This window comes from Antrihabitans stalagmiti (genome assembly GCF_016482825.1).
GTDB lineage: Bacteria > Actinomycetota > Actinomycetes > Mycobacteriales > Mycobacteriaceae > Antrihabitans > Antrihabitans stalagmiti.
Window position 1 is genome coordinate 361,480 of record NZ_JAEMNV010000002.1, and the last position, 21,280, is coordinate 382,759.

24 protein-coding genes are annotated in these 21,280 nt (G+C 64.7%); 12 read left to right on the forward strand and 12 right to left on the reverse strand.

All coding sequences use genetic code 11. From position 1 onward, the window contains the following. Positions 1 to 3: 3 nt before the first annotated feature. On the reverse strand, positions 4 to 873 hold the full coding sequence (gene rfbD, locus JGU71_RS05990; RefSeq protein ID WP_199703117.1) for a dTDP-4-dehydrorhamnose reductase: 870 nt from the start codon (positions 871 to 873) through the stop codon (positions 4 to 6). Positions 874 to 954: 81 nt separating this feature from the next. Between rfbD and JGU71_RS05995 the strand changes: the two genes are divergently transcribed. Further along, positions 955 to 2,559 carry an LCP family protein gene (locus JGU71_RS05995; protein ID WP_199703118.1) on the forward strand — a complete coding sequence of 535 codons (1,605 nt, stop codon included), beginning with the start codon at positions 955 to 957 and terminating at the stop codon, positions 2,557 to 2,559. Further along, entirely contained in the window at positions 2,547 to 3,263 is a 717-nt protein-coding gene (locus JGU71_RS06000) for a TIGR03089 family protein (protein WP_199703119.1), read from the forward strand. Before JGU71_RS05995 ends, JGU71_RS06000 begins: the two co-directional genes overlap by 13 nt. Here JGU71_RS06000 and JGU71_RS06005 read toward each other — a convergent pair. Further along, positions 3,250 to 3,633: a hypothetical protein gene (locus JGU71_RS06005; protein WP_199703120.1), complete on the reverse strand. Its 384-nt coding sequence runs from the start codon at positions 3,631 to 3,633 to the stop codon at positions 3,250 to 3,252. The genes JGU71_RS06000 and JGU71_RS06005 overlap by 14 nt on opposite strands. 168 nt (positions 3,634 to 3,801) lie before the next feature. On the opposite strand from JGU71_RS06005, the gene JGU71_RS06010 reads away from it, so the two are divergent. Further along, entirely contained in the window at positions 3,802 to 4,671 is an 870-nt protein-coding gene (locus JGU71_RS06010) for a DUF559 domain-containing protein (RefSeq protein ID WP_307829520.1), read from the forward strand. On the opposite strand, the gene JGU71_RS06015 is transcribed toward JGU71_RS06010, so the two are convergent. From JGU71_RS06015 to JGU71_RS06030, 4 genes are all read right to left on the reverse strand, one after another. After that, complete coding sequence (locus tag JGU71_RS06015; RefSeq protein WP_199703121.1) at positions 4,646 to 5,803, reverse strand: acyl-CoA dehydrogenase; 1,158 nt, start codon at positions 5,801 to 5,803, stop codon at positions 4,646 to 4,648. The genes JGU71_RS06010 and JGU71_RS06015 overlap by 26 nt on opposite strands. Before the next feature lie 132 nt (positions 5,804 to 5,935). Beyond that, positions 5,936 to 6,625: a TetR family transcriptional regulator gene (locus JGU71_RS06020; RefSeq protein WP_199703122.1), complete on the reverse strand. Its 690-nt coding sequence runs from the start codon at positions 6,623 to 6,625 to the stop codon at positions 5,936 to 5,938. 22 nt (positions 6,626 to 6,647) lie between these two features. Continuing rightward, entirely contained in the window at positions 6,648 to 7,160 is a 513-nt protein-coding gene (gene purE / locus JGU71_RS06025) for a 5-(carboxyamino)imidazole ribonucleotide mutase (protein WP_199703123.1), read from the reverse strand. After that, positions 7,153 to 8,421 carry a 5-(carboxyamino)imidazole ribonucleotide synthase gene (locus tag JGU71_RS06030; RefSeq protein ID WP_199703124.1) on the reverse strand — a complete coding sequence of 423 codons (1,269 nt, stop codon included), beginning with the start codon at positions 8,419 to 8,421 and terminating at the stop codon, positions 7,153 to 7,155. Before JGU71_RS06030 ends, purE begins: the two co-directional genes overlap by 8 nt. An 83-nt stretch (positions 8,422 to 8,504) precedes the next feature. Here JGU71_RS06030 and JGU71_RS06035 point away from each other — a divergent pair, with 83 nt between their 5' ends. Further along, positions 8,505 to 9,068 (forward strand): GtrA family protein, encoded by a 564-nt coding sequence (locus JGU71_RS06035; RefSeq protein WP_199703125.1) that lies wholly within the window; start codon positions 8,505 to 8,507, stop codon positions 9,066 to 9,068. Positions 9,069 to 9,078: 10 nt separating this feature from the next. On the opposite strand, the gene JGU71_RS06040 is transcribed toward JGU71_RS06035, so the two are convergent. Genes JGU71_RS06040 through JGU71_RS06055 form a run of 4 tightly spaced genes read right to left on the reverse strand, consistent with a single transcriptional unit; the run spans position 9,079 to position 12,507 of the window. Then, on the reverse strand, positions 9,079 to 10,392 hold the full coding sequence (locus JGU71_RS06040; RefSeq protein ID WP_199703126.1) for a sensor histidine kinase: 1,314 nt from the start codon (positions 10,390 to 10,392) through the stop codon (positions 9,079 to 9,081). Position 10,393: 1 nt separating this feature from the next. Continuing rightward, positions 10,394 to 11,074 carry a response regulator transcription factor gene (locus JGU71_RS06045; protein ID WP_199703127.1) on the reverse strand — a complete coding sequence of 227 codons (681 nt, stop codon included), beginning with the start codon at positions 11,072 to 11,074 and terminating at the stop codon, positions 10,394 to 10,396. Positions 11,075 to 11,096: 22 nt separating this feature from the next. Beyond that, positions 11,097 to 11,699, reverse strand: a complete 603-nt coding sequence (locus tag JGU71_RS06050; protein ID WP_199703128.1) for a PH domain-containing protein — start codon at positions 11,697 to 11,699, stop codon at positions 11,097 to 11,099. A gap of 10 nt (positions 11,700 to 11,709) precedes the next feature. Further along, a complete protein-coding gene (locus tag JGU71_RS06055; protein WP_199703129.1) occupies positions 11,710 to 12,507 on the reverse strand; it encodes a biotin--[acetyl-CoA-carboxylase] ligase in 798 nt (265 codons plus the stop codon). A gap of 92 nt (positions 12,508 to 12,599) precedes the next feature. Between JGU71_RS06055 and JGU71_RS06060 the strand changes: the two genes are divergently transcribed. From JGU71_RS06060 to JGU71_RS06070, 3 genes are read left to right on the forward strand one after another with little or no spacing between them, the layout of a single operon-like run. Beyond that, positions 12,600 to 14,240: an acyl-CoA carboxylase subunit beta gene (locus tag JGU71_RS06060; protein ID WP_199703130.1), complete on the forward strand. Its 1,641-nt coding sequence runs from the start codon at positions 12,600 to 12,602 to the stop codon at positions 14,238 to 14,240. Positions 14,241 to 14,292: 52 nt separating this feature from the next. Next, a complete protein-coding gene (locus JGU71_RS06065; RefSeq protein WP_307829521.1) occupies positions 14,293 to 14,637 on the forward strand; it encodes an acyl-CoA carboxylase subunit epsilon in 345 nt (114 codons plus the stop codon). A gap of 10 nt (positions 14,638 to 14,647) precedes the next feature. Then, the gene (locus JGU71_RS06070) at positions 14,648 to 15,310 is read left to right on the forward strand and encodes a Maf family protein (RefSeq protein WP_199703131.1); all 663 of its coding nucleotides are present in this window, start codon (positions 14,648 to 14,650) and stop codon (positions 15,308 to 15,310) included. Between the two features lie 19 nt (positions 15,311 to 15,329). Here JGU71_RS06070 and JGU71_RS06075 read toward each other — a convergent pair whose 3' ends face one another. Further along, positions 15,330 to 15,983, reverse strand: a complete 654-nt coding sequence (locus JGU71_RS06075; RefSeq protein ID WP_307829522.1) for a helix-turn-helix transcriptional regulator — start codon at positions 15,981 to 15,983, stop codon at positions 15,330 to 15,332. Between the two features lie 221 nt (positions 15,984 to 16,204). Between JGU71_RS06075 and JGU71_RS06080 the strand changes: the two genes are divergently transcribed. The 5 genes from JGU71_RS06080 to JGU71_RS06100 all read left to right on the forward strand — a co-directional run bounded on the left by JGU71_RS06080 (position 16,205) and on the right by JGU71_RS06100 (position 20,270). Further along, entirely contained in the window at positions 16,205 to 17,101 is an 897-nt protein-coding gene (locus JGU71_RS06080) for a sulfurtransferase (RefSeq protein ID WP_199703132.1), read from the forward strand. Next, a complete protein-coding gene (locus tag JGU71_RS06085; protein WP_307829523.1) occupies positions 17,098 to 17,511 on the forward strand; it encodes a SufE family protein in 414 nt (137 codons plus the stop codon). Before JGU71_RS06080 ends, JGU71_RS06085 begins: the two co-directional genes overlap by 4 nt. Before the next feature lie 202 nt (positions 17,512 to 17,713). Further along, positions 17,714 to 19,513 (forward strand): acetyl/propionyl/methylcrotonyl-CoA carboxylase subunit alpha, encoded by a 1,800-nt coding sequence (locus JGU71_RS06090; RefSeq protein WP_199703134.1) that lies wholly within the window; start codon positions 17,714 to 17,716, stop codon positions 19,511 to 19,513. Positions 19,514 to 19,524: 11 nt separating this feature from the next. Next, complete coding sequence (locus tag JGU71_RS06095; RefSeq protein WP_199703135.1) at positions 19,525 to 19,890, forward strand: DUF1707 SHOCT-like domain-containing protein; 366 nt, start codon at positions 19,525 to 19,527, stop codon at positions 19,888 to 19,890. Positions 19,891 to 19,919: 29 nt separating this feature from the next. Continuing rightward, entirely contained in the window at positions 19,920 to 20,270 is a 351-nt protein-coding gene (locus JGU71_RS06100) for a hypothetical protein (protein ID WP_199703136.1), read from the forward strand. Here the strand turns inward: JGU71_RS06100 and JGU71_RS06105 are convergent. After that, complete coding sequence (locus JGU71_RS06105) at positions 20,263 to 21,276, reverse strand: zinc-binding metallopeptidase family protein (RefSeq protein WP_199703137.1); 1,014 nt, start codon at positions 21,274 to 21,276, stop codon at positions 20,263 to 20,265. The two genes, JGU71_RS06100 and JGU71_RS06105, sit on opposite strands and share 8 nt — an antisense overlap. Between the last annotated feature and the right edge of the window lie 4 nt (positions 21,277 to 21,280).

The window sequence follows — 21,280 nt, forward strand, 5'->3', positions numbered from 1 at the left end:
AGCCTAATGTGCCGGTCCCTGCGTCTTCGACGTCAGATCGTCGAGTGCCGCTGCCAATCCAGCCCGCCAATCCCGCAGTGGGGCGAGCCCAGCGTCGGTCCACGCACTGTTCGACAACACCGAATATGCAGGTCGGGGGGCCGGGCGGACGAATTGGGCGCTAGAGCACGGCCGCACCCTCTCCGGATCCGCTCCGACCGACGCGAACACGGTGCGAGCTAGCTCATACCAAGTCGCGGCACCGGCGTTGGTCAGGTGCAGCAGCGGCGGTGCGCTGGGTTTGGTCGCGAGCTCCAGCAGCCCATCGGCGAGGTCGGCGGAATAGGTCGGGCTTCCCAGTTGGTCGTCGACGACGTCGATTACGTCGCGTTCGCGTTCCAACCGCAGCATCGTCGCGACGAAATCGGTGCCCGCACCCGTATAGACCCACGCTGTTCGAACGACCTGGGCGGACGGCAGCACCGCGTGCACGGCCTGCTCCCCCGCAAGCTTCGTTCTGCCGTACGCCGTCGCGGGGTCGGGAACGTCGGTGACCTCGTACGGCCGATCGGCGTCGCCTGCGAAAACGTAGTCCGTGGACACGTGGATCAGCCGCGCACCAACCTCCGCACAGATCGTCGCGAGAATGCGAGGTCCGTCGACGTTGATGCGAACGGCAGCTGCTTCGTCCGACTCCGCGTTGTCCACCGCCGTGTAGCCGGCGCAGTTGAGCACCACGTCGCCAGGCCGAACAGCGCCGCGCACGGCGTCGACATCGGTGATGTCCAACTCGCGCGATCCGAGACCAACCGGCGAAACCCCACGTAACTCGGCTCTACGAAGTAGCTGCCGCCCGAGTTGCCCACCCGCACCGGTCACGATCGTTGCCTGCATGTCCGTAGTCTGGCACGCCCGACCCTCCGCTTCAGCCAGACGGAGACCTCCGCCAAGTAGCCTGGAAACGTCGGGCAGCAAATGTTTCGCAACGGAAAGGGTCTTCGAGTGGCGCAAGAAAGACCCGCCGCGTCCGCGCATCGACGATCCACGCGGCCCGCGCAGGGTCGTCCCGCACGGCCTGCGCAGGGCCGTTCCGCGCGTACTCGGTCACCTCGGTCCGCACAGACCCCTCGCGCACGGCCCGCTCAGCTTGTCGTCGCAGCTATCTCGGTCCTCGTGTTGATCGTGACCGGATTCGCTTGGCGCAGTATCGATTCGCTCCGATCCAACCTCGCAACCGTCGACGGTCTCGGCCTCGGCGGCGGCAAGGACGGTGCCGTAGACATCCTGATGGTCGGCACGGACAGCCGCACAGACGCGCACGGAAACCCGCTGTCGGAAGAAGAACTTGCGTCACTGCGCGCAGGCGAAGAGGTCGCGTCCAACACCGACACGATCGTGCTGATCCGGGTGCCCAACGACGGTAGCTCGGCAACGGCCATCTCGATCCCCCGCGACTCCTACGTCGACGTGCCAGGCATCGGAATGACCAAGATCAACGGCGCATACGGCGCGACCAAGGAAGGCAAACGCCTCGAACTGGTCAACAGCGGCGAATCCGACGAGACCGCCGACGAGGAGTCGACCAAGGCAGGTCGGCAAGCGCTGATCAAAACGGTCGCGCAGCTCACCGGGGTCACCGTCGACCACTACGCCGAGGTCGGCCTGCTGGGATTCGTCCTGCTCACCAATGCGGTCGGCGGCGTGGAGGTCTGCTTGAACGGCCCCGTCGACGAATGGATGTCGGGTGCAAATTTCCCGGCCGGACGCCAAATACTCGACGGTTCCAATGCTTTGAGCTTCGTCCGGCAGCGCCACGACCTACCTCGCGGCGACCTCGACCGAATCGTGCGCCAGCAGGTCTTCATGGCCGAACTCGTGCGGAAGGCCTTGAGCGCGAAGATTTTGAGCAGCCCGGCGAAACTCGGCGAACTCAGCGATGCCATCACGCGATCCGTCGTTCTCGATTCCGACTGGGACATCCTCAAATTCGCCAGTCAGCTGCAAGATCTCGCAGGCGGCAAAGTGCGGTTCGAGACGATTCCGGTGACCGACCTCAACGGCACGACCGACGAGGGCGAATCGGTCGTCCGCGTCGACCCGACCGCCGTAAAACGTTACGTCGCAAGCCTTGCCGGGGAGGACGCGCCCGAGTCCGAAACGCCGACCACAACGGTCGACAAGTCGTCGATCACCGTGGATGTCGCCAACGACAGCGGCGTCGACGGGCTCGCCGCACAAGTCGCCGAGGCGCTGACCGGACTCGGTTACAAGACCGGGACGGTCGGCAACAACACGGGGACCCCCGTCGACGGCACCAGAGTCCTGACCGCCGATCCCGACGACGACGCCGCGAAGGCTGTCGCCGAGTCGCTGGGCGGCGTAACGGTCGACGAGGACTCGTCGGTAGCGAAGGGCAAGATTCGTGTCGTGCTGGCAGGCGACTACACCGGTCCGGGATCGGCTGGATCGACAGCTACGAGCACAACCTCCACAAACTCCACGGCAGAGTCCGGCGCCACGCCGGTCCCGCCGGCCCCACCGATAGACGCAGGTCAGGACGGACCCAAATGCGTGAATTAGCAACAACTCTCACCGAGAGGCTGCTGGACCCGATCCTCGATCGCGATCCGGCGGGCCCCCGCGTCACGTTCTACGACGACGCAACCGGCGCGCGAATCGAACTGTCCGCGATCACCCTCGCGAACTGGGCGGCCAAGACCGCCAACCTGATTCGCGACGAGTTCGGCCTCACCCCCGGCGCACGCGTCGCAGTATTGCTGCCCGCACACTGGCAGACAGCGGCCGTGCTGCTCGGCGCGTGGTGGGCGGGAACGGAGGTCGTGCTCGAGCCGGACCCCGACGCCGAACTCGCACTGGTCACGCCCGATCGACTCGACGAGGTTGCGGACCTCCCCGAGGTCGCGGCACTTTCGCTCGATGCATTCGGTCGACCGGTACCCGACCTACCGATCGGCGTCACCGACTACGCAACCTCGGTTCGAATTCACGGCGACCAATTTCATCCCGCGGGTGCCGGTGCCGCACTCGACGGTTGGTCGGTCACCGAAGTGGCTGCTGCGGCAAAGCTTTCCGCGACCGAACAGGGCTTCACGTCGGCGGATCGAGTCCTCTCGACCACGGCGTGGACCACTCCTACCGAACTGATCGAAGGATTCGTGTCGGTGTTCTCGGTCGGCGCATCGCTGGTTCAGGTCGCCAATCTCGATTCCGCAGCACTGGAGCGGCGTGTGGAATCCGAGCGTGTGACAGCTACACGTCTCTGACGTAGCCGCCGTCCGCAAGACCGGCCTCGATCTCGAACCTGTTCTTCGTCTTCGGGTGGCGTGCTTCCTCGAACAGGTAGCGCGCCATAAACGAGAACCCGTACCGCGACCATTGTTCGGCATGCACGGCCTCGTGCCGCAGCGTCTTTGTCCGAGTGTGATCTTTCGTCAGGTAGGCAGCACCGAGTGTCGTTCCAGCACGGCCGAATCCGGCACCCATCTGCGAACACACGAACAGATCGAACTCGTCGTTGTAGGTGATCTTCGCGCGCCACAACTTCGCCCAGGCCAGTGCGACGAGGGTGACGACCCTGGCCTGCCAACTGCCGCGGGAGGCTGACTTCAGACGAACACCGGTGACTGTGCGCACGGCGATCAGCGTAATGGGCCTAGGCGCCCAACATTCGTCCAAATACGCGGGATCCCGCCGAAATCGTCGAATCTTGGGTGCTCAGGCCCACTTTCCACAGGCCTCCACTTATCCACAGGCGGTCCATTTCGCGAAGTTTGCTGCAAGGAAGTGTTGCAAGCTTCGGACGTGAATCCGTTCGGCGTCCGCACGCGCGAGGACCTACTGCGTGAAGGAGTCGCGAGCAGCACGATCGACAATCGTGTGCGTCAAGGCGTCTACCACCGGTTGTTGCCGCAGACCTACTGCCTCGGTGAACCGACCGGCCTGGCCCGCTGCGCTGCGATCGTTTCGTGGGCACCCGAGGCCGTACTCAGCCACCGAACTGCGGCCTGGATGTGGGGGATGCTCGGTGAGCCGACCGTCTTCGAGGCGACATTGCCGCTGTCGTTCAAACGCCCGACGCCGAATTGGCTCAGCATCTATCGCCGCCAACTTCGCCCCGAATTGATCGGTGAGTCGTGGGCCATGCCGACCGTCGAACCTGCTCGCGCCCTCTTCGATTGCGTGACGGTACTGCCGAAAGAAGCTGCCGATCGACTCATCGACGAACAACTCGGCAGCAAGGTCGATGCGAGCCGGCTGCTCGAGCTGTGCGAACTCGATGGTGGCCTCACCGGCGCGCCGGAGGTTCGCCGTCAACTCACGGAGGCAGCACAATGGGCAGCATCGGAGCCTGAACGAATGTTCGCACGTGCACTCACTGCTCGACACTGCCCACTGCCGGCCAACCGATCGGTCGGCCCATACCTGTGCGACTTCGTCGACGACCGCTCGAAACTGGTCGTCGAGATCGACGGCCGCGAGTTCCATAGTGAGGCAGCAGTTTTCCGCAACGACCGCCGCCGCCAGAACTGGCTGCTGCTCGAAGGCTGGCTGGTACTTCGGTACGCGGCGTACGACGTCTACAACCACCTCGACGAGATCGCCGACGAAGTTGCCGATGTCGTGCGCCGCCGCCGCAGAGCAAAAGCTACTTCAAGATCGCACGCGACATGACGACGCGCTGGATCTGGTTGGTGCCCTCGTAGATCTGGGTGATCTTGGCGTCGCGCATCATGCGCTCGACCGGGAAGTCGCGCGTGTAGCCCGCGCCACCGAAGAGCTGAACCGCTGATTCGGTGACATCCATTGCGGTGTCGGATGCGAAGCACTTCGATGCCGCGGAGATGAAGCCGAGGCCCGGCTCGCCACGCTCTGCGCGAGCTGCGGCCGTGTAGATCATCAGGCGTGCCGCTTCGACCTTCATCGCCATGTCGGCGAGCTCGAACTGAACTGCCTGGAAGCTGGCGATGGACTTACCGAATTGCTTGCGGTCCTTGGTGTAGGCGATTGCCGCGTCGAGCGCACCCTGCGCAACGCCGACGGCCTGCGCGCCGACGGTCGGGCGGGTGTGGTCGAGCGTCTCGAGTGCGGTCTTGAAGCCGGTGCCGGGCTCGCCGATGATGCGGTCGCCCGGGATTCGGCAGTTCTCGAAGTAGAGTTCCGCGGTCGGCGAACCCTTGATGCCCATCTTCTTTTCCTTCGGGCCGACGGTGAAACCTTCGTCGTCCTTGTGGACCATAAACGCGGAGATGCCGTTGGCGCCCTTCTCGGGGTCGGTCACGGCCATGACGGTGTACCAGGTGGACTTGCCGCCGTTGGTGATCCAGCACTTGGTGCCGTTGATGATCCAGTCGTCGCCGTCGGCCTTCGCACGGGTCTTCATGCTTGCCGCATCGGAGCCGGCTTCACGCTCGGACAGCGCGTAGGACGCCATTGCGCCGTTGGCGATATCGGGAAGCACCTTCTGCTTCAGTTCTTCGGAGCCCTTGAGGATCAAGCCCATCGTGCCGAGCTTGTTGACCGCGGGAATCAGCGACGACGAACAGCAGACGCGAGCCACCTCTTCGATAACGATGCATGCCGCGACCGAGTCCGCGCCCTGACCGCCGTAGGCGTCGGGGACGTGGATGGCGTTGAGACCCGACTTCACGAGCGCGTCGAGGGCTTCCTGCGGGAAACGCTCGTCTTCGTCGCATTCTGCTGCGTACGGAAGGATTTCCTTCTCCGACAGCGCGCGAATGGCTGCGCGCAGTTCGTCGTGTTCTTCGCTCAGCTTGAACAGGTCGAAGTCCGGGTTACCAGCCATGAAAGTGCTCCTCGGCAAAGTTGGTGTTTGTTTCGGCATTGATCAGAGCGGGCGGCACTCAGTGCCAGCAACAGACTTAATATACCGCACCAAATCGACCGTTGCTGCGACTATCCGTGCCAACCAAAGGCACTAGGTGCCAGAGGGCTCGATGTCGACGCCGTCGCGATTCAGTCGACGCTGCAGCAGATCCGCGACCCGCCGCGGTGCCGTTCCGCGGGGAAATACCGCAATCACGACCTCGTCGGCATCGGTCGCCCGCGCTCCGAACAGATTGCGGATCCCGGCGAGCGCATCGCGCAGTTCGTCGTTCGTCGTCATCGCCCCGTCGCGGACCATCCGACGCAGCAGGTAGTTGTGGGTCGCGGTGACAGCAGCGGCGAACTGCACGACCTGCAGATCCGGGGCATCGGGCAGTTCGCGCCGCAGGTGTTCGACGAACAAACGCTCGTAGGCGAACACGGTCACGATTTCGCGATCGCGCAGCGCGGGCACTCCCTGCACGACGGTGTAGCGACGCCGTGCCATGTCACGCCAATGCGAGAACCCGTCGAAAACGAGCAGCGCGGCATCACAGACCGCATCCCACGGATCGCCGCGCTCGCCTGCCAGGAAATCGGAAGCACGGGCGAAGAGAATTTCGTGGTCGGCGAAGACGACGTCCTCTTTGGCCCTGAACTGTCGGAAGAAGGTTCGCCGCGATATTCCTGCGGCCTGCGCAATCTCGTCGACGGTCGTCGCTTCGTAACCCTGTTCGGAGAACAGTCTCAAAGCCTCGGCGACAACCGAAAGCCGAAACCGTGCTGGATCGTCGGTGTGCATCTTCTCAGCCGACCATCTGCATTCACCCCAACAGTTTCCGACGCAACGCCTCGTCTTTGTCGGCAACCATCTCTGCCAACCCCACCTGGAACTGTTCCATGCGCTCGCGGAGTGCGGGATCCGACGCGCCGAGGATGCGCACGGCGAGCAGACCGGCATTGCGTGCGCCGCCGATCGACACCGTCGCAACGGGAACTCCGGCAGGCATCTGCACGATCGAGAGCAACGAGTCCATGCCGTCGAGGTAATTCAGCGGCACCGGAACGCCGATGACGGGCAGCGGCGTCGCGGAGGCGACCATGCCTGGCAGGTGCGCGGCACCGCCCGCTCCCGCGATGATCACCTGGAGTCCACGCCCGGCGGCGTCACGCGCGTAGTCGAGCATTCGCTGCGGGGTCCGGTGCGCGGACACGACGCCGACCTCGAAGCGAACACCGAACTCGCCCAACGCTTCCGCCGCGGCTTCCATCGTCGGCCAATCGGAATCGCTGCCCATGATCAGGCCGACTGCTGGACCTTGCGGGCGTTCAGTCATGAAGTTCCCATCCATCGTTCCATTCGGCGTGTGAAAGGAAATGCGCGGCAAGTTCGGCACGGTTGCGGACCGCCGCGACGTACTTGGCATCGTCGAGCGACCCGTTCGCTGCGCCGAGCACGTTCACGTGACCGATCTTGCGGGCGAATCGCTCACCCTTCCCGTACAGGTGGACCTTCACGTCGGGGAAGCGTGCGAACAGGTGATGCAGGCGCTCGTCCATGCTCATGTGCGGTGCGGTTTCGGCGCCGAGCACATTCGCCATCACGGTCACGGGAGCGATCGGCGAGGTGTCACCGAGCGGATAGTCGAGGACCGCGCGCAGATGCTGCTCGAACTGCGAGGTCCGCGAACCGTCCATTCCCCAGTGCCCCGAGTTGTGTGCGCGCATCGCCAGTTCGTTGACGAGGATCGTGCCGTCGGTCGTCTCGAACAGTTCGACCGCCATCGCGCCGACGACGCCAAGCTCGGACGCAAGACGGAGCGCAAGTTCCTCGGCCTCGGTCGCGAGGTCGTCCGACAATCGCGGTGCAGGGGCAATCACAACGGCGCACTGGCCGTCGCGCTGCACGGTCTCGACGACCGGCCAGGTCGCACCCTGACCGAACGGTGACCGTGCGACCATCGCCGAAAGTTCGCGTTGCAACGGCACCTTGGCCTCGACGAGCAACGCGACCCCGTTGTCGAGTTGTGCGGTCACGATCGCGGCGGCATCCTCTGCGTTCGCCGGCATCCAGACCCCGCGGCCGTCGTACCCGCCACGAATGGCCTTGACCACCACTGGCCAACCGTTCTCGCTGCCGAACGCGTCGACATCTGCGGGTGACGCGACCTCGGCGAACGCAGGGACCGGAACTCCGAGTTCGACGAGCCGACGACGCATCGCGAGCTTGTCCTGCGCGAAGATCAACGCCTCCGGCGGCGGCGCGACGTTGACGCCTTCCGCGACGAGGATCTCGAGATGTTCGGTCGGAACGTGTTCGTGATCGAACGTCAGCGCGCTCGACCCGATCGCGGCCTTGCGCAGCGCTGCGAGATCGGTGTGGCTACCGATCACGACGTCGGGGCTGACCTGCGCGGCGGGATCGTTAGGGCCTTCGGACAACACTCGAAGACACTGGCCGAGGGCGATCGCAGCCTGGTGCGTCATACGCGCAAGCTGGCCACCTCCGACGATCGTCACAACCGGCAGCGCGCCGCTCTGATCGCGCGGACTGTCGGAACGAGGGGGTGATGCAGTCACGGCTTCCAAGTTTGTCATGCCGCACCGGCGGCCTGTGACAATGCTGATGATTGGCGCGTTGATTGGTCAGTAGTTGGTTGCTTTTCGTACACTGCTTCGTTGTGTCCCTAATAGATGACGTGGTCAGGCGAATACCACAGCCGTATCGGGACATAGCGCTCCGTCACAACGAGCTGATCAAGTTCGCGATCGTCGGCGGTACGACTTTCGTGATCGACTCCGGCATCTTCTACACGCTGAAGTTGACGGTGCTCGAGGAGAAGCCGGTCACCGCCAAGATCATCTCCGGTGTCATTGCGGTGATTGCGTCCTACATTCTCAATCGCGAATGGTCGTTCAAGAACCGCGGTGGCCGCGAGAAACACCACGAAGCCCTACTGTTCTTCCTGGTCAGCGGCGTCGGTGTGGTGCTTGCGTTCATCCCGCTCTACATCTCGAGCTATGTGTTCGACCTGCGAGTTCCAGACGTCAGTTTGACGGTGGAGAACATCGCCGACTTCGTCAGTGCGTACATCATCGGCAACCTGATGCAGATGGCATTCCGGTTCTGGGCGATGCGACGGTTCGTCTTCCCCGACGAGTTCGCACGAGGCGGCGTCGCAGGATCGACCGACGTCGAACCGACTCCCGAGGAAATAGCCGAAGAAGAGTTGGGCCACTCCTAGCGAGTCGGGTCTAACGCGGTTCGCCGACGGGCTCTCGCTGCGGCTCCACGACGTTCTCGACGGCGGCGAGGAACAACGCGAACAAGGCAGGGCTACGACGCTGCAGTTCCAATCTGCCGCCGTCCGCCTCGACCAGTGCACGTGCCAACGCGAGGCCTACTCCGGTCGATCCAGCGCCTGAGAATCCACGGTCGAAGATGTGCGGCGCCAGGTCGTTGCTAACACCACGTCCTTCGTCGGCGACTTCGACACACACGCTCGGTTCCCTGTCCCCGACGCCTCGCACCATCCGGACCGAGACCGTGCACACCCCGCCCCCGTGCACCAGTGCGTTGTCGACGAGCACGGAGACCGCCTCGCGCAGCCTCGAACCCGTCACCGGCGCGCGCAACGCCGCGTCACCGCCGAGCCGCAGCGAGCGTCCTGCATCCTCGAACGGTCGCTGCCATTCGGCGATGACCGTCGACAGTTCGTCAACGACCGACAACGCGACGCCGCTGACAGCTCCCTCGACTCGCGACGCCCTGACCAGGTCGTCTATCGCGATTGTCAGGCGGTCCACCTGGGCCATCGCCTCTTCCGCCTCGTCGACGACGGCAGGATCGGGGTGCACGGAGAGTTCGTCGAGCCGCAGCCGGACCGCTGTCAGCCGGCTCCGCAGCTGGTGCGACACGTCTGCCACGAGAGCGCGTTCACGTTGCAGCCGAATCGCGATTTCGACTGTTGCCGAGTCGAGCACGTCGGACACCCGGTCGAGCTCCGGAATGCCGTGCCGGCGTGGGTCGGGCCGGAAATCCCCTTCGGCAAGTCGAGCGGCCCGCGCTGCAACGTCGCGCAGCGGATCGGCGAGACGCCTCGCGGTGATCACGGCAACAGCAGTGCCCGCGGCCATCGAGGCGATGACGACGAGTCCGACCGCCCCGACCGCCTGCTTCTGCCGTTCCCGCATCTCGTCGGAGGGCACCTCGAGTCGCAACGAGCCGGACGTGCCCATCGACAACGATTCGACCAGCGCGTGTTCGACGGTTCGGGCGCCGATGTCGGCGCGCGATGCGCTGTCCTGCGGGGTCGGATACACGATGACCAGTAGCCCGCCGTCGGGAACGAGCAACCGCACCGAACTGGTGTCGAGCGGACCGTTGACCATGCCTGCCTCGCCCTCCTGGGCGATGATCTCGGCCGCGATCCGGTCCAGCCGCGACTGCAGGTCGTTGCGGGTGATGTCTTCGACCCAGAGCCAGGCCGTGTACATCAGCGGAATGCCGAGGACGAGCGTGGTGAATGTCACCACAGCGAGGATCGACAGCAGTATTCGGCGCCGCACGTCAGTCCGTGTTCAGCCGGAACCCGACCCCGCGGACCGTCGCAATTCTGCGTTCGGCAACCGGACCCTCGTCGCCGATCTTTCGGCGCAACCAGGACATGTGCATGTCGAGCGTTTTCGAACCACGCAGATCGACGTCACCCCAGACTTCACGGAGGATGGTGTCGCGGGAGACCACCTGACCCGCGCGGTCGAGCAGGACCTTGAGTAGCTCGTACTCCTTGTTGGCGAGTGCGATCTCGGCACCGTTGCACAGCACGCGGCGCGCGGCGGGTTCCAGTCGGATGCCACCGACCTCGACGACCGCGTCCTCGATCCCGCCACTGCGTCGCAGCAGCGCGCGCACACGGGCCATAAGTTCGGCGAGGCGGAACGGCTTGCCGACGTAGTCGTCGGCACCGGCATCGAGACCGACGACGAAGTCGACCTCGTCGGTTCGTGCGGTGAGCATAAGCACCGCAAGGTCGGAGCCGCGGATCCGAACCTGGCGGCACACTTCGAGACCGTCCATACCGGGCAGGCCGAGATCGAGGATCAGGAGATCGTGAGAGCCTTCGAGAGCAAGCTCGAGTATCTCGGGACCGGTTGCGGCAACGGTGACCGTGTACCCCTCGCGACCGAGCGCGCGGGAGAGCGGCGCGGCGATAGCCTCGTCGTCTTCGGCCAAAAGAACTGCAGTCACCCGACCAGAGTACGGCGCATCGCTACCGGCGGCGCCGATCGTCGCGATCGTCGCCGAATTCTCGGCCCGGATCGTCGTCGAAGTCGCGAGAGCGGTCGCGATCGTTGCCCCGGTCCGATCCTCGATAGCTGTTCGAAGCGTCGAAAACCTGGTGGTAGAGCAGCGAGTGCACGCTCTCGACCTTGGGGATGTCGTCGAATTCGAGTGGATCCTCCGAGGCCGACCCGATGATCAGCGTTCCGGTACCGAGCATGCGGTCGAAGAGTCCGTGGCGGAACTGCACGTTGGAGATTCGGCCCATCGGGATGTCGATACCGGTGTGGGTGAGGATGCCGTGCCGAATCAGCACACGTCGATCGGTGACGATGAAATGTGTTGTACGCCAACGCAACAGCGGCGGGAGGGTACGCCAGCAAAGGATACCGACCCACGCCACCGCGATCGCGATCAAGGCCGCCGTCTGCGCGGTGCCGGTCAGTTCGTTCTGGACGAGGCCGAGCAGGAAGCCCGCGAGCGCAGTCGCGACGATGAAGGTCAGCGCAGGAAGGAACAGCATCTTCCAGTGCGGATGGCGGTGGAGCAGGAGTTGCTCGTCCCCCGCAAGCGCATCATCGGGATATCCCATGGCCGGGACATTACTCGAGGGGACGCAGATGCGTCACATCACCGGCAGACACCGCACGCCCGTCGATGATCAACCGGCCGTTGGCGTCGACATCCGTTGCGGTGCCTTCGATCCGGTCGCCGCCGGGAAGTTCGGCACGCACCTGCGCACCGATCGTCGCGCAACGCTCGCGGTAGACATCCGCCAACTCGCTCGTCGCCCATCCCGCCGACTCCCACGCGGTGAATCTGCTTGCAAAATCTCGCAACAACGAGCGGACGAGAGTGGTCCGATCGCTGACCTCCGCACCCGCGAGAACCAGCGACGTCGCCTCGGGGACGGGTAGTTCGTCCTCGGTGAGCGACACGTTGAGACCGATGCCGACCACAACGGTCGGGTTCTTGCCCGTGGTGCCGACCTCGGCGAGGATGCCGCACAACTTGCGACCCTCGACGAGAACGTCGTTCGGCCACTTCAATTCGGCAGGCACCTTCGCGACCGAACGGACAGCGTCCGCGACCGCGACGCCGGTCAGCAGCGGTAGCCAACCCAGGTCGGCGGGCGCGATGCCGGGTAGCCGAACCAGAACCGACAACGCGACCTGCGCCTGCGCCGGACTCACCCAGGTGCGCTGATGGCGGCCTCGACCGCTCGTCTGAAACTCCGCGACGAGCACACTGCGGTCTGCCTCGGCGTCGGCGGCGCGAGCGAGCAGATCGGCGTTGGTCGAGCCGGTTTCGGCGACGACATCGAGCTGCGAGAAGAACGGATCGAGCCCGCGGCGCAGTTCGGTGACGTTGAGCGGCGGACGGTCCAGGTTCGAGTACATACGAACGACCCTACGACCTCGCGCACTATCTACTCGTCGGTAGCACAGGCTCGATTTTTACGCGGTCAGAACCCTCGTTAAGCTGACTGCCCATGACCAGTGTCCAGCAGCAGCCCGAGGCCGACGCGGCACCCGCGCCCGATATCCACACGACGGCGGGAAAGCTCACCGACCTGCGCAATCGCTTGGAAGAGGCGAAAATCCCCAGCGGCGAGGCTGCGGTCGATCGTGTACACGCGAAGGGCAAGCTGACGGCCCGCGAGCGGATCACCGCATTGCTCGACGAGGGTTCGTTCGTCGAGATGGACGCGCTCGCTCGCCATCGCAGCGTCAACTTCGGACAAGCGGACAACCGGCCGCTCGGCGACGGCGTCGTGACCGGATTCGGCACCATCGACGGCCGCGACATCTGCATCTTCAGTCAGGACGTCACCGTGTTCGGCGGCAGCCTCGGTGAGGTCTACGGCGAGAAGATCGTCAAGGTCATGGACCTTGCAATCAAGACGGGTCGGCCGCTGATCGGCATCAACGAGGGTGCGGGCGCGCGTATTCAGGAAGGTGTCGTCTCGCTCGGGCTCTACGGCGAGATCTTCCATCGCAACGTGCAGGCATCCGGTGTCATCCCGCAGATCTCGCTCATCATGGGCGCGGCCGCGGGCGGTCACGTGTACTCCCCCGCACTCACCGACTTCGTCGTGATGGTCGATCAGACCAGCCAGATGTTCGTGACGGGCCCCGACGTCATCAAGTCGGTCACCGGCGAAGAGGTCACGATGGAAGACCTCGGCGGCGCACACACCCATATGGTCAAATCCGGTGTCGCGCACTACGTTGCCTCCGGTGAGCAGGACGCGCTCGATTACGTGAAGGATCTGCTCAGCTATCTGCCGAGCAACAACCGTGGCGAGGCTCCCCGCTTCCCGGCGTCCGACCCGATCGTCGGCTCGATCGACGATTCCCTCACCGCCGAGGACATCGAGCTCGACACGCTGATCCCCGATTCCCCGAACCAGCCGTACGACATGCACGAGGTCATTCGTCGCATCCTCGACGACGACGAGTTCCTCGAGGTCCAGGCCGAGCGTGCGATGAACATCATCGTCGGCTTCGGAAGAGTGGACGGCCGAAGCGTCGGCATCGTCGCCAACCAGCCGACCCAGTTCGCAGGCTGCCTCGACATCGACGCATCGGAGAAGGCCGCTCGTTTCGTTAGGACCTGCGACGCGTTCAACGTTCCGATCATCACGCTCGTCGACGTGCCCGGCTTCCTGCCCGGCACCGGCCAGGAGTACAACGGCATCATCCGCCGCGGCGCGAAGCTGCTGTACGCCTACGGCGAAGCGACGGTCGGCAAGATCACCATCATCACCCGCAAGGCGTACGGCGGCGCGTACGACGTCATGGGTTCCAAGCACATGGGCGCCGACGTCAACCTGGCGTGGCCGACCGCGCAGATCGCCGTGATGGGCGCATCCGGCGCTGTCGGATTCGTCTACCGCAAGCGACTGCTCGAGGCCGCGAAGAACGGTGAAGACGTCGACGCATTGCGTTTGGAATTGCAGAACGAGTACGAGGACACCCTCGTCAACCCGTACGTCGCTGCCGAGCGCGGCTACGTGGACGCCGTGATTCCGCCGTCGCACACGCGTGGGCAGATCGTGTCGGCGCTACGGTTGCTCGAGCGCAAGATGGTGAGCTTGCCGGCCAAGAAGCACGGCAACATTCCGCTGTGACCGCCACCCCTTTCACCGCGATGTGGATTGTGAACGAACAGGATTCGATACTGTGACTCTCGTAACCGAGAACGAGGTGCTTCGGGATCTGGAAACGAGATCCACAAACTTGGGGAGTGGCGACATCGACGAGTTGGCGAACGGTTCGGAGTCGACTGTCGAACCGACGGTCGACGCGCCCGCGAACGAGCAACTGATCAAGGTGCTCAAGGGCAACCCGAGCGATGCCGAAATCGCAGCTCTCGTCGCCGTGCTCAGCGCGGCAGCGGCCAACACCTCTGGAGCGCCGGAGTCGACGCGGCCGATCGAGCTATGGGGTCACCCGACCTCGCTGCATCGTGGCGTTTCGCCGTTCTCGCCGTACGCGTATCCGCAGCTGTCACATCTGCGCGACTGATCGCCTTCGCTTGACCACGTTCATCCTTGCCTCGGCTTCGCCTGCGCGACTGAAGGTGTTGCGCGCCGCCGGCCTGGAGCCAGTCGTGCGCGTGTCCGATGTGGACGAAGACGCGGTCGCCGCAGCTTTGCCCGCGGGAACAACGCCGGAAGGCGTCGTCGTCGCCCTCGCACAGGCGAAAGCGAGGACCGTCGCAGCCGAGCTGAGCGCCGGTCTCGACGGTGTCTGCTGGCTCGACGGTGCGGACGCCTTCGACAGCGTCCTCGTCGGCTGCGATTCGATGTTGCACATCGCGAGCGAACTGCAGGGCAAACCGCTGACCGTCGAGGTGGCACGGCAACGCTGGGCCACGATGGCCGGGCGTAGCGGCGAGCTGCTCACCGGTCACTGCGTCCTGCGACTGCGCGACGGCAAGGTCGTTGCCGCAGCGTCGGGGTGCACGACGACGACCGTCCATTTCGGCTCACCCACCGACGCCGACCTGACCGCCTACCTCGCGTCGGGTGAACCGCTGCAGGTTGCGGGAGCATTCACGCTCGACGGCCTCGGCGGGTGGTTCGTCGAGAAGATCGACGGCGACCCGTCGAGTGTGATCGGTATCGGCCTGCCGTTGGTGCGGCGCTTGCTCTCCGAGGTCGGCGTGAGCATCAGCGATCTCTGGGACCGGCGCTGACCCCGACCGAACGTCCAGCTCAGGCGCGCGAAAGCGCAATCGACGGCGCCAACCGCGCAAGGCACAGATCCGGCTCGACGAACGGGTGCAGGCTCGCCGTGAACGCACCCGGCTGACCGGCGCGATCGAGCACCTCGCGCATCAGCCCGAGGTGGACCCCACACACAACTTCGGAATGCGTCCGCGCAAGTTCGCGCAGCGGACAGGCGGTGAGCCTGATCGTTGCAGTGTCCTGCGACGACGTGACGTCCGCAGCGCGGTCGGGTGCAAAACCCAACTCGGCGAGCAGCGACGTCGCAACTTCCCTCGCGTCGTCGAGTGTCTCGACCGTTCGATCGCCATCGTCCATCTTCGCCGCCCACGCTCTGCCCGCGGTCACCGACGCATCGAGCCGGCGTTTGGGGTCGGCTCCGAGCTGATCGGCAAGCACCTGAGCTAACTCCTGGTAGCCGACCGTTCGCTGCACGGCGGTGTAGCCGATCCGCGGTCGCCCCCGGCCGCGTGGTGGCTGCTGCACCTGGCACACCAGCGATTCACGGGTGAGGACATCGAGATGGAATCGCACGGTCGTGACGTGCTGACCAGTCTCGACCGCCAACTCCCGCGCATCCATCGGCTCGCTTGCCCGTCGTAGTATCGCGAGCAGACGTCGCCGCGGCCATGAGTCCGACACGGTGGGCCCCCTTTCGCAGGTGACTTTATCGGATCACCGTTCGCTAAATTCATGCCCACCTGGTAACAGGTTGGCAACACGTTACGACTCAGCCTTGCGGTTACGATCGAAGTTCGCGTGAGTAGTGCTGTACCCGTATTGCAGCGGTTTCAGTCGCACACTCGTCACGATCCTCGTCCACAATCCCCCGTTCGCCCCAGATGCTTTAACCAAGGAGACCAGTGGCTGTCCCGAAAGATCCCAACCGCGCGTTCGAGACCTACGCCCACCCCGAGCGGCTCGTATCGACGCAATGGCTGTCGGCCCAGAGCGGCAATCCGGACGTCAAAATCGTCGAATCGGACGAAGACGTCTTGCTCTACGACATCGGACACATCCCGGGCGCGATGAAGATCGACTGGCATCTCGACCTGAACGACCCGGTGACGCGCGACTACATCGACGGCAAGCAGTTCGCAGATCTGATGAGCCGCAAGGGAATTCGACGTGAAGACACCGTCGTGATCTACGGCGACAAGAGCAACTGGTGGGCTGCCTACGCACTGTGGGTCTTCACGCTCTTCGGCCACGAAGACGTGCGACTCCTCGACGGCGGCCGGGACGCGTGGTTCGCCGAGGAGCGCGAGACGAGCTTCGACGTACCGTCCTATCCCCCGACCGACTACCCCGTCGTCGACCGCCTCGATCCGCCGATCCGAGCATTCAAGGACGACGTACTCGGCCACCTCGGCAAGGGACCGCTCATCGATGTCCGCTCGCCGCTCGAGTACACGGGCGAGCGCACCCACATGCCCGACTACCCCGAGGAAGGCGCGTTGCGCGGCGGCCATATTCCGACGGCGATCAGCATTCCGTGGGCAAAAGCTGCGGCATCGGACGGCCGCTTCCGCTCCCGTCCCGAATTGCAGGAGATCTACGGCGCCTTCAAGCCGGACGACGATGTCGTCACCTACTGCCGCATCGGCGAGCGTTCGAGCCACACCTGGTTCGTTCTCACCTACCTCCTCGGCTTCACCACCGTCCGCAACTACGACGGTTCGTGGACCGAATGGGGCAACGCGGTCCGGGTTCCCATCGCAAAGGGCGAGGAGCCGGGTACCGCACCTGGCGCAGCGTGAGCGCTCTGCCTGCGGCGTTGGCCGAGATCGTCGACGACTTCGGAGCCGTCGACGGTCAGGACAAACTGCAGTTGCTGCTCGAGTTCAGTCGCGAATTGCCCGATCTGCCACCGGAACTGGACGCTGCGGCGATGGAACCCGTACCCGAGTGCCAATCGCCGCTGTTCCTCTCGGTCGATGCGAGCGACACCGATCGTGTTCGCCTGTTCTTCAGCGCGCCGCCCGAAGCGCCGACGACACGAGGGTTCGCGTCGATCCTGCATCAGGGCTTGGACGGGCAGTCCGCAACGGCAATCCTCGAAACGCCGGACGACTTCTACCTCGCGCTCGGCCTCGGCGACGTCGTGAGTCCGCTGCGCCTTCGAGGGATGTCCGCGATGCTCGCCAGGGTGAAGCGGCACCTGAGGTAGGGGTTCGAACAAAGACCGTTGCGGGGTCCACCTGCGGCAATTCGGACACTATAAAAAACCTACTGAGCAGTAGGTCGGAGCGTGCTCGAGGGCTGCTCAAGCGTGGCCTACACTCCGATGTGGTGCGCGGGCAGTACGCCGCGCAAAAGACCCGCGATACACCAGGAACGAACACAGAAGTTCAGGCGACCCAGGAGGCTCAGTGCCAAGTCATGCCAGCGCGCACATCACCAAGGTGCTCGTAGCAAACCGCGGCGAAATCGCGGTTCGCGTGATCCGAGCAGCAAAAGATGCCGGCCTCACCAGCGTTGCCGTCTACGCCGAGCCCGACGCCGATGCGCCCTTCGTGCGGCTTGCAGACGAGGCCTTCGCACTCGGTGGGCAGACGTCTGCCGAGTCGTACCTCGTGTTCGACAAGATCCTGGACGCTGCCAAGAAGTCCGGCGCCGACGCAATCCACCCCGGCTACGGATTCCTCTCGGAGAACGCAGACTTCGCGCAAGCCGTCATCGACGCTGGGCTGATCTGGATCGGGCCGTCGCCGCAGTCGATCCGCGACCTCGGCGACAAAGTCACCGCTCGCCACATCGCCGAGCGCGCACAGGCTCCGATGGCCGCAGGCACCAAGGACCCGGTCAAGAATGCGGACGAGATCGTCGCATTCGCCAAGGAGTACGGCGTTCCGGTCGCGATCAAGGCTGCGTTCGGTGGCGGTGGACGCGGCATGAAGGTCGCCCAGACCATCGAAGAGATTCCCGAGCTTTTCGATTCGGCGACCCGTGAGGCCGTCGCAGCGTTCGGCCGCGGTGAGTGCTTCGTCGAGCAGTACCTCGACAAGGCACGCCACGTCGAAGCTCAGGTCATCGCAGACCAGCACGGCAACGTCATCGTCGCGGGCACCCGCGACTGCTCGCTGCAGCGCCGCTTCCAGAAGTTGGTAGAAGAAGCTCCTGCCCCGTTCCTCACCGACGACCAGCGCGCGCGCATCCACGCATCCGCGAAGGCGATCTGCAAGGAAGCCGGCTACTACGGCGCAGGCACGGTCGAGTACCTCGTTCAGGGCGACACCGTCTCGTTCCTCGAGGTCAACACCCGGCTGCAGGTCGAGCATCCGGTCACCGAAGAAACGTCCGGCATCGACCTCGTTCGTCAGCAGTTCCGTATCGCCAACGGCGAGAAGCTCGACATCACAGAAGATCCGACGCCGCGCGGGCACTCGTTCGAGTTCCGCATCAACGGTGAGGACGCCGGCCGCGGCTTCCTTCCTGCACCGGGTCCGGTCACCAAGTTCGAGCCCCCGCAGGGTCCTGGCATCCGCGTCGATTCGGGTGTCGAGTCCGGCAGCGTCATCGGCGGCCAGTTCGACTCGATGCTCGCCAAGCTGATCGTCACCGGCGCTACCCGTGACGAAGCGCTGGAACGGTCGCGTCGCGCGCTCGCCGAATTCAACGTCGAGGGCCTCGCAACTGTCATCCCGTTCCACCGCCACATCGTCTCCAATCCGGCATTCATCGGAGACGGCGAGAAGTTCGACGTGTACACCAAGTGGATCGAAACCGACTGGGAGAACACGATCGAGCCGTTCACCGGCGGTGCACCGCTCGACGAGGACGGTGACGAGGCGCTGCCGCGGCAGAAGGTTGTCGTCGAGGTCGGCGGTCGCCGCGTCGAGGTTTCGCTGCCCGGCCAGTTCTCGATCGGCGGCGGTGGTGGCGGTGCCGCCAACGGTGTCGTCCGCAAGAAGCCGAAGCCGCGCAAGCGTGGTGGCGGCGCAGGCGGAGCGGCATCGGGTGACGCTGTCACCGCACCGATGCAGGGCACCGTCGTGAAGGTCGCCGTGACCGAAGGGCAGGAGGTCGCTGCGGGCGACCTGATCGTCGTCCTCGAAGCGATGAAGATGGAGAACCCCGTCAACGCTCACAAGGCGGGCGTCGTCACGGGTCTCTCGGTCGAACCAGGTGCTGCGATCACCCAGGGCACCGTCCTCGCAGAATTGAAGTAACCTCCTCGATCATGGGCGACGAACCGGAGATCAGAGTCGGTACCGCCGAGCGAGAAGACGCTTTGAGTCGGCTGAGCGAGCACTTCAGCGCCGGCCGGCTCAGCGTTGCCGAATTCGACGAGCGCAGTGCTGTCGTCACCGCGGCACGTACGAAAGGCGAGCTCGAAGGCGTCTTTGCGGACCTGCCGTCCGCGGTGCCCGCGACCGCCGGATCGCCCGCGACACAGAGCCGTTGGGATTGGCTCGGTGCCATCGTCGCGGTGACGCCGATCCTCGCGGTCGTGCTGTTCTTCGTGTTCGACAGCTGGTACTGGTTCTTGCTCGTCCCTGCGGTCCCTGCTCTCATCGAGGGTGGTCGCCGCGTGGTCAAGAACTAGGTGGTCAAGAACTAGGTGGTCGAGAACTGATGGAACCGATCGAGGTCAACGCGGGCGCGTGGTACCTGCGGGCGCTACGGGCCGACGAACGTGTCGACGACCGACCCGCGCTGGCAGACGGCGGCATCGACGACCCCGACTATGTCGGAACCAGGACGACGCAGTGGGCCGAGGAAACCCATTTCTCGTGGGCCGTGTGCCAACCGAACACCGGGGAGCTGCTCGCCGAAATCGGACTGACCCCCGGCGACGGCACCGATGCCGACCTCACCGGTTGGGCACGGGCAGGCCACGACGACGCGCTGACAACAGGACTCGATGCTGTCAAGCGCTTCGCGGAGGGCGGTTTGGGCCTTTCCGTGACGCTGGTCGCTACGTGACGAGTCGGTAGACGAACCGCATCTTGTCGAGCACAGTCCTCGGCAACACGAACGGGTAGAGGTCGGGGTGACCCATCGACCGGTTCAGCTGGTTGAGCGCCCACGACAGCGGCAGCCATTCCTCGATGATGCGATCGAAGCCCGACGCTCCGAGCAGCTGATGGTCCAACGCGACCCCTGCCCGCGCGAACCCGAACGCCGCTGCGGTGTCGAGGGTGTCCCGGATGTGCAGATAGTGGGCGAACGTTTCGGCCCAGTCCTCTGCCGCGTGCATCGTGGCGTAGGACGACACGTGCGTACGCTCCCAGCCGCTCGGTGTCCCCTGCTGATAGTGGCGATCCAGCGCGGCCTGATAGTCGGCGTCGGGGTCGCCGAACAGCGCCTCGAACTCGGCGCGGTCGTCGGGACTGGTGACGAGCACCCCGAAGTAGTAATGCCCGACCTCGTGGCGGAAGTGGCCGAGCAGCGTTCGATAAGGCTCCGCCATCTCGATTCTCAACTGCTCGCGATGTACGTCGTCGCTCTCGGCCAGATCGAGCGTGACGACACCGTTGAAGTGTCCCGTCATCACCCGCTCGTGCGCGCTGGAGAGTAGGTCGAAGGCGAGTCCACGATCCGGGTCGTCGTCGCGGTCGGTGATCGGCAGGCCGATTTCGGTGAGCTCGAAGACAAGTCTGCGCTTGGCGGCCTCAGCGTCTGCGAAGGCAGGCAGCGCGTCGACATCGGAGTCGGCGGGCCGAGTCCGCGTGAGTTTGCACGACCGGCACAAGCCCTCGATATCGTCGCGGTCGACGACCCAGTTGCACCGAGCGAGGTGCATGTTCGCGCACAGCTTGTACTGGCTCTTGTCGACGATGCCGGAGGAGGACTCGTCACCGTCGGGTGTTCCGATGACGACGAGCGCACGTTGCTCCAACGAAAATCCAAGTCGGCTACGGCATTTCAGGCACAGCGAGTTCTCGAAGGTGAGCTGCTGACCGCATTTCGGGCACGCGAAATCCCGCATCGGA

What these genes read in the sequence shown, in the direction of transcription:
- JGU71_RS06060 (WP_199703130.1), top strand. Translation starts at nt 12,600, where the DNA reads ATGACCAGTGTCCAGCAGCAGCCCGAGGCCGACGCGGCACCCGCGCCC.
- JGU71_RS06000 (WP_199703119.1), top strand. Translation starts at nt 2,547, where the DNA reads ATGCGTGAATTAGCAACAACTCTCACCGAGAGGCTGCTGGACCCGATC.
- JGU71_RS06050 (WP_199703128.1), bottom strand. Translation starts at nt 11,699, where the DNA reads ATGGGATATCCCGATGATGCGCTTGCGGGGGACGAGCAACTCCTGCTC.
- purE (WP_199703123.1), bottom strand. Translation starts at nt 7,160, where the DNA reads ATGACTGAACGCCCGCAAGGTCCAGCAGTCGGCCTGATCATGGGCAGC.
- JGU71_RS06095 (WP_199703135.1), top strand. Translation starts at nt 19,525, where the DNA reads ATGGGCGACGAACCGGAGATCAGAGTCGGTACCGCCGAGCGAGAAGAC.
- JGU71_RS06015 (WP_199703121.1), bottom strand. Translation starts at nt 5,803, where the DNA reads ATGGCTGGTAACCCGGACTTCGACCTGTTCAAGCTGAGCGAAGAACAC.
- JGU71_RS06020 (WP_199703122.1), bottom strand. Translation starts at nt 6,625, where the DNA reads ATGCACACCGACGATCCAGCACGGTTTCGGCTTTCGGTTGTCGCCGAG.
- JGU71_RS06030 (WP_199703124.1), bottom strand. Translation starts at nt 8,421, where the DNA reads ATGACAAACTTGGAAGCCGTGACTGCATCACCCCCTCGTTCCGACAGT.
- JGU71_RS06055 (WP_199703129.1), bottom strand. Translation starts at nt 12,507, where the DNA reads ATGTACTCGAACCTGGACCGTCCGCCGCTCAACGTCACCGAACTGCGC.
- rfbD (WP_199703117.1), bottom strand. Translation starts at nt 873, where the DNA reads ATGCAGGCAACGATCGTGACCGGTGCGGGTGGGCAACTCGGGCGGCAG.
- JGU71_RS06100 (WP_199703136.1), top strand. Translation starts at nt 19,920, where the DNA reads ATGGAACCGATCGAGGTCAACGCGGGCGCGTGGTACCTGCGGGCGCTA.
- JGU71_RS05995 (WP_199703118.1), top strand. Translation starts at nt 955, where the DNA reads ATGTTTCGCAACGGAAAGGGTCTTCGAGTGGCGCAAGAAAGACCCGCC.
- JGU71_RS06105 (WP_199703137.1), bottom strand. Translation starts at nt 21,276, where the DNA reads ATGCGGGATTTCGCGTGCCCGAAATGCGGTCAGCAGCTCACCTTCGAG.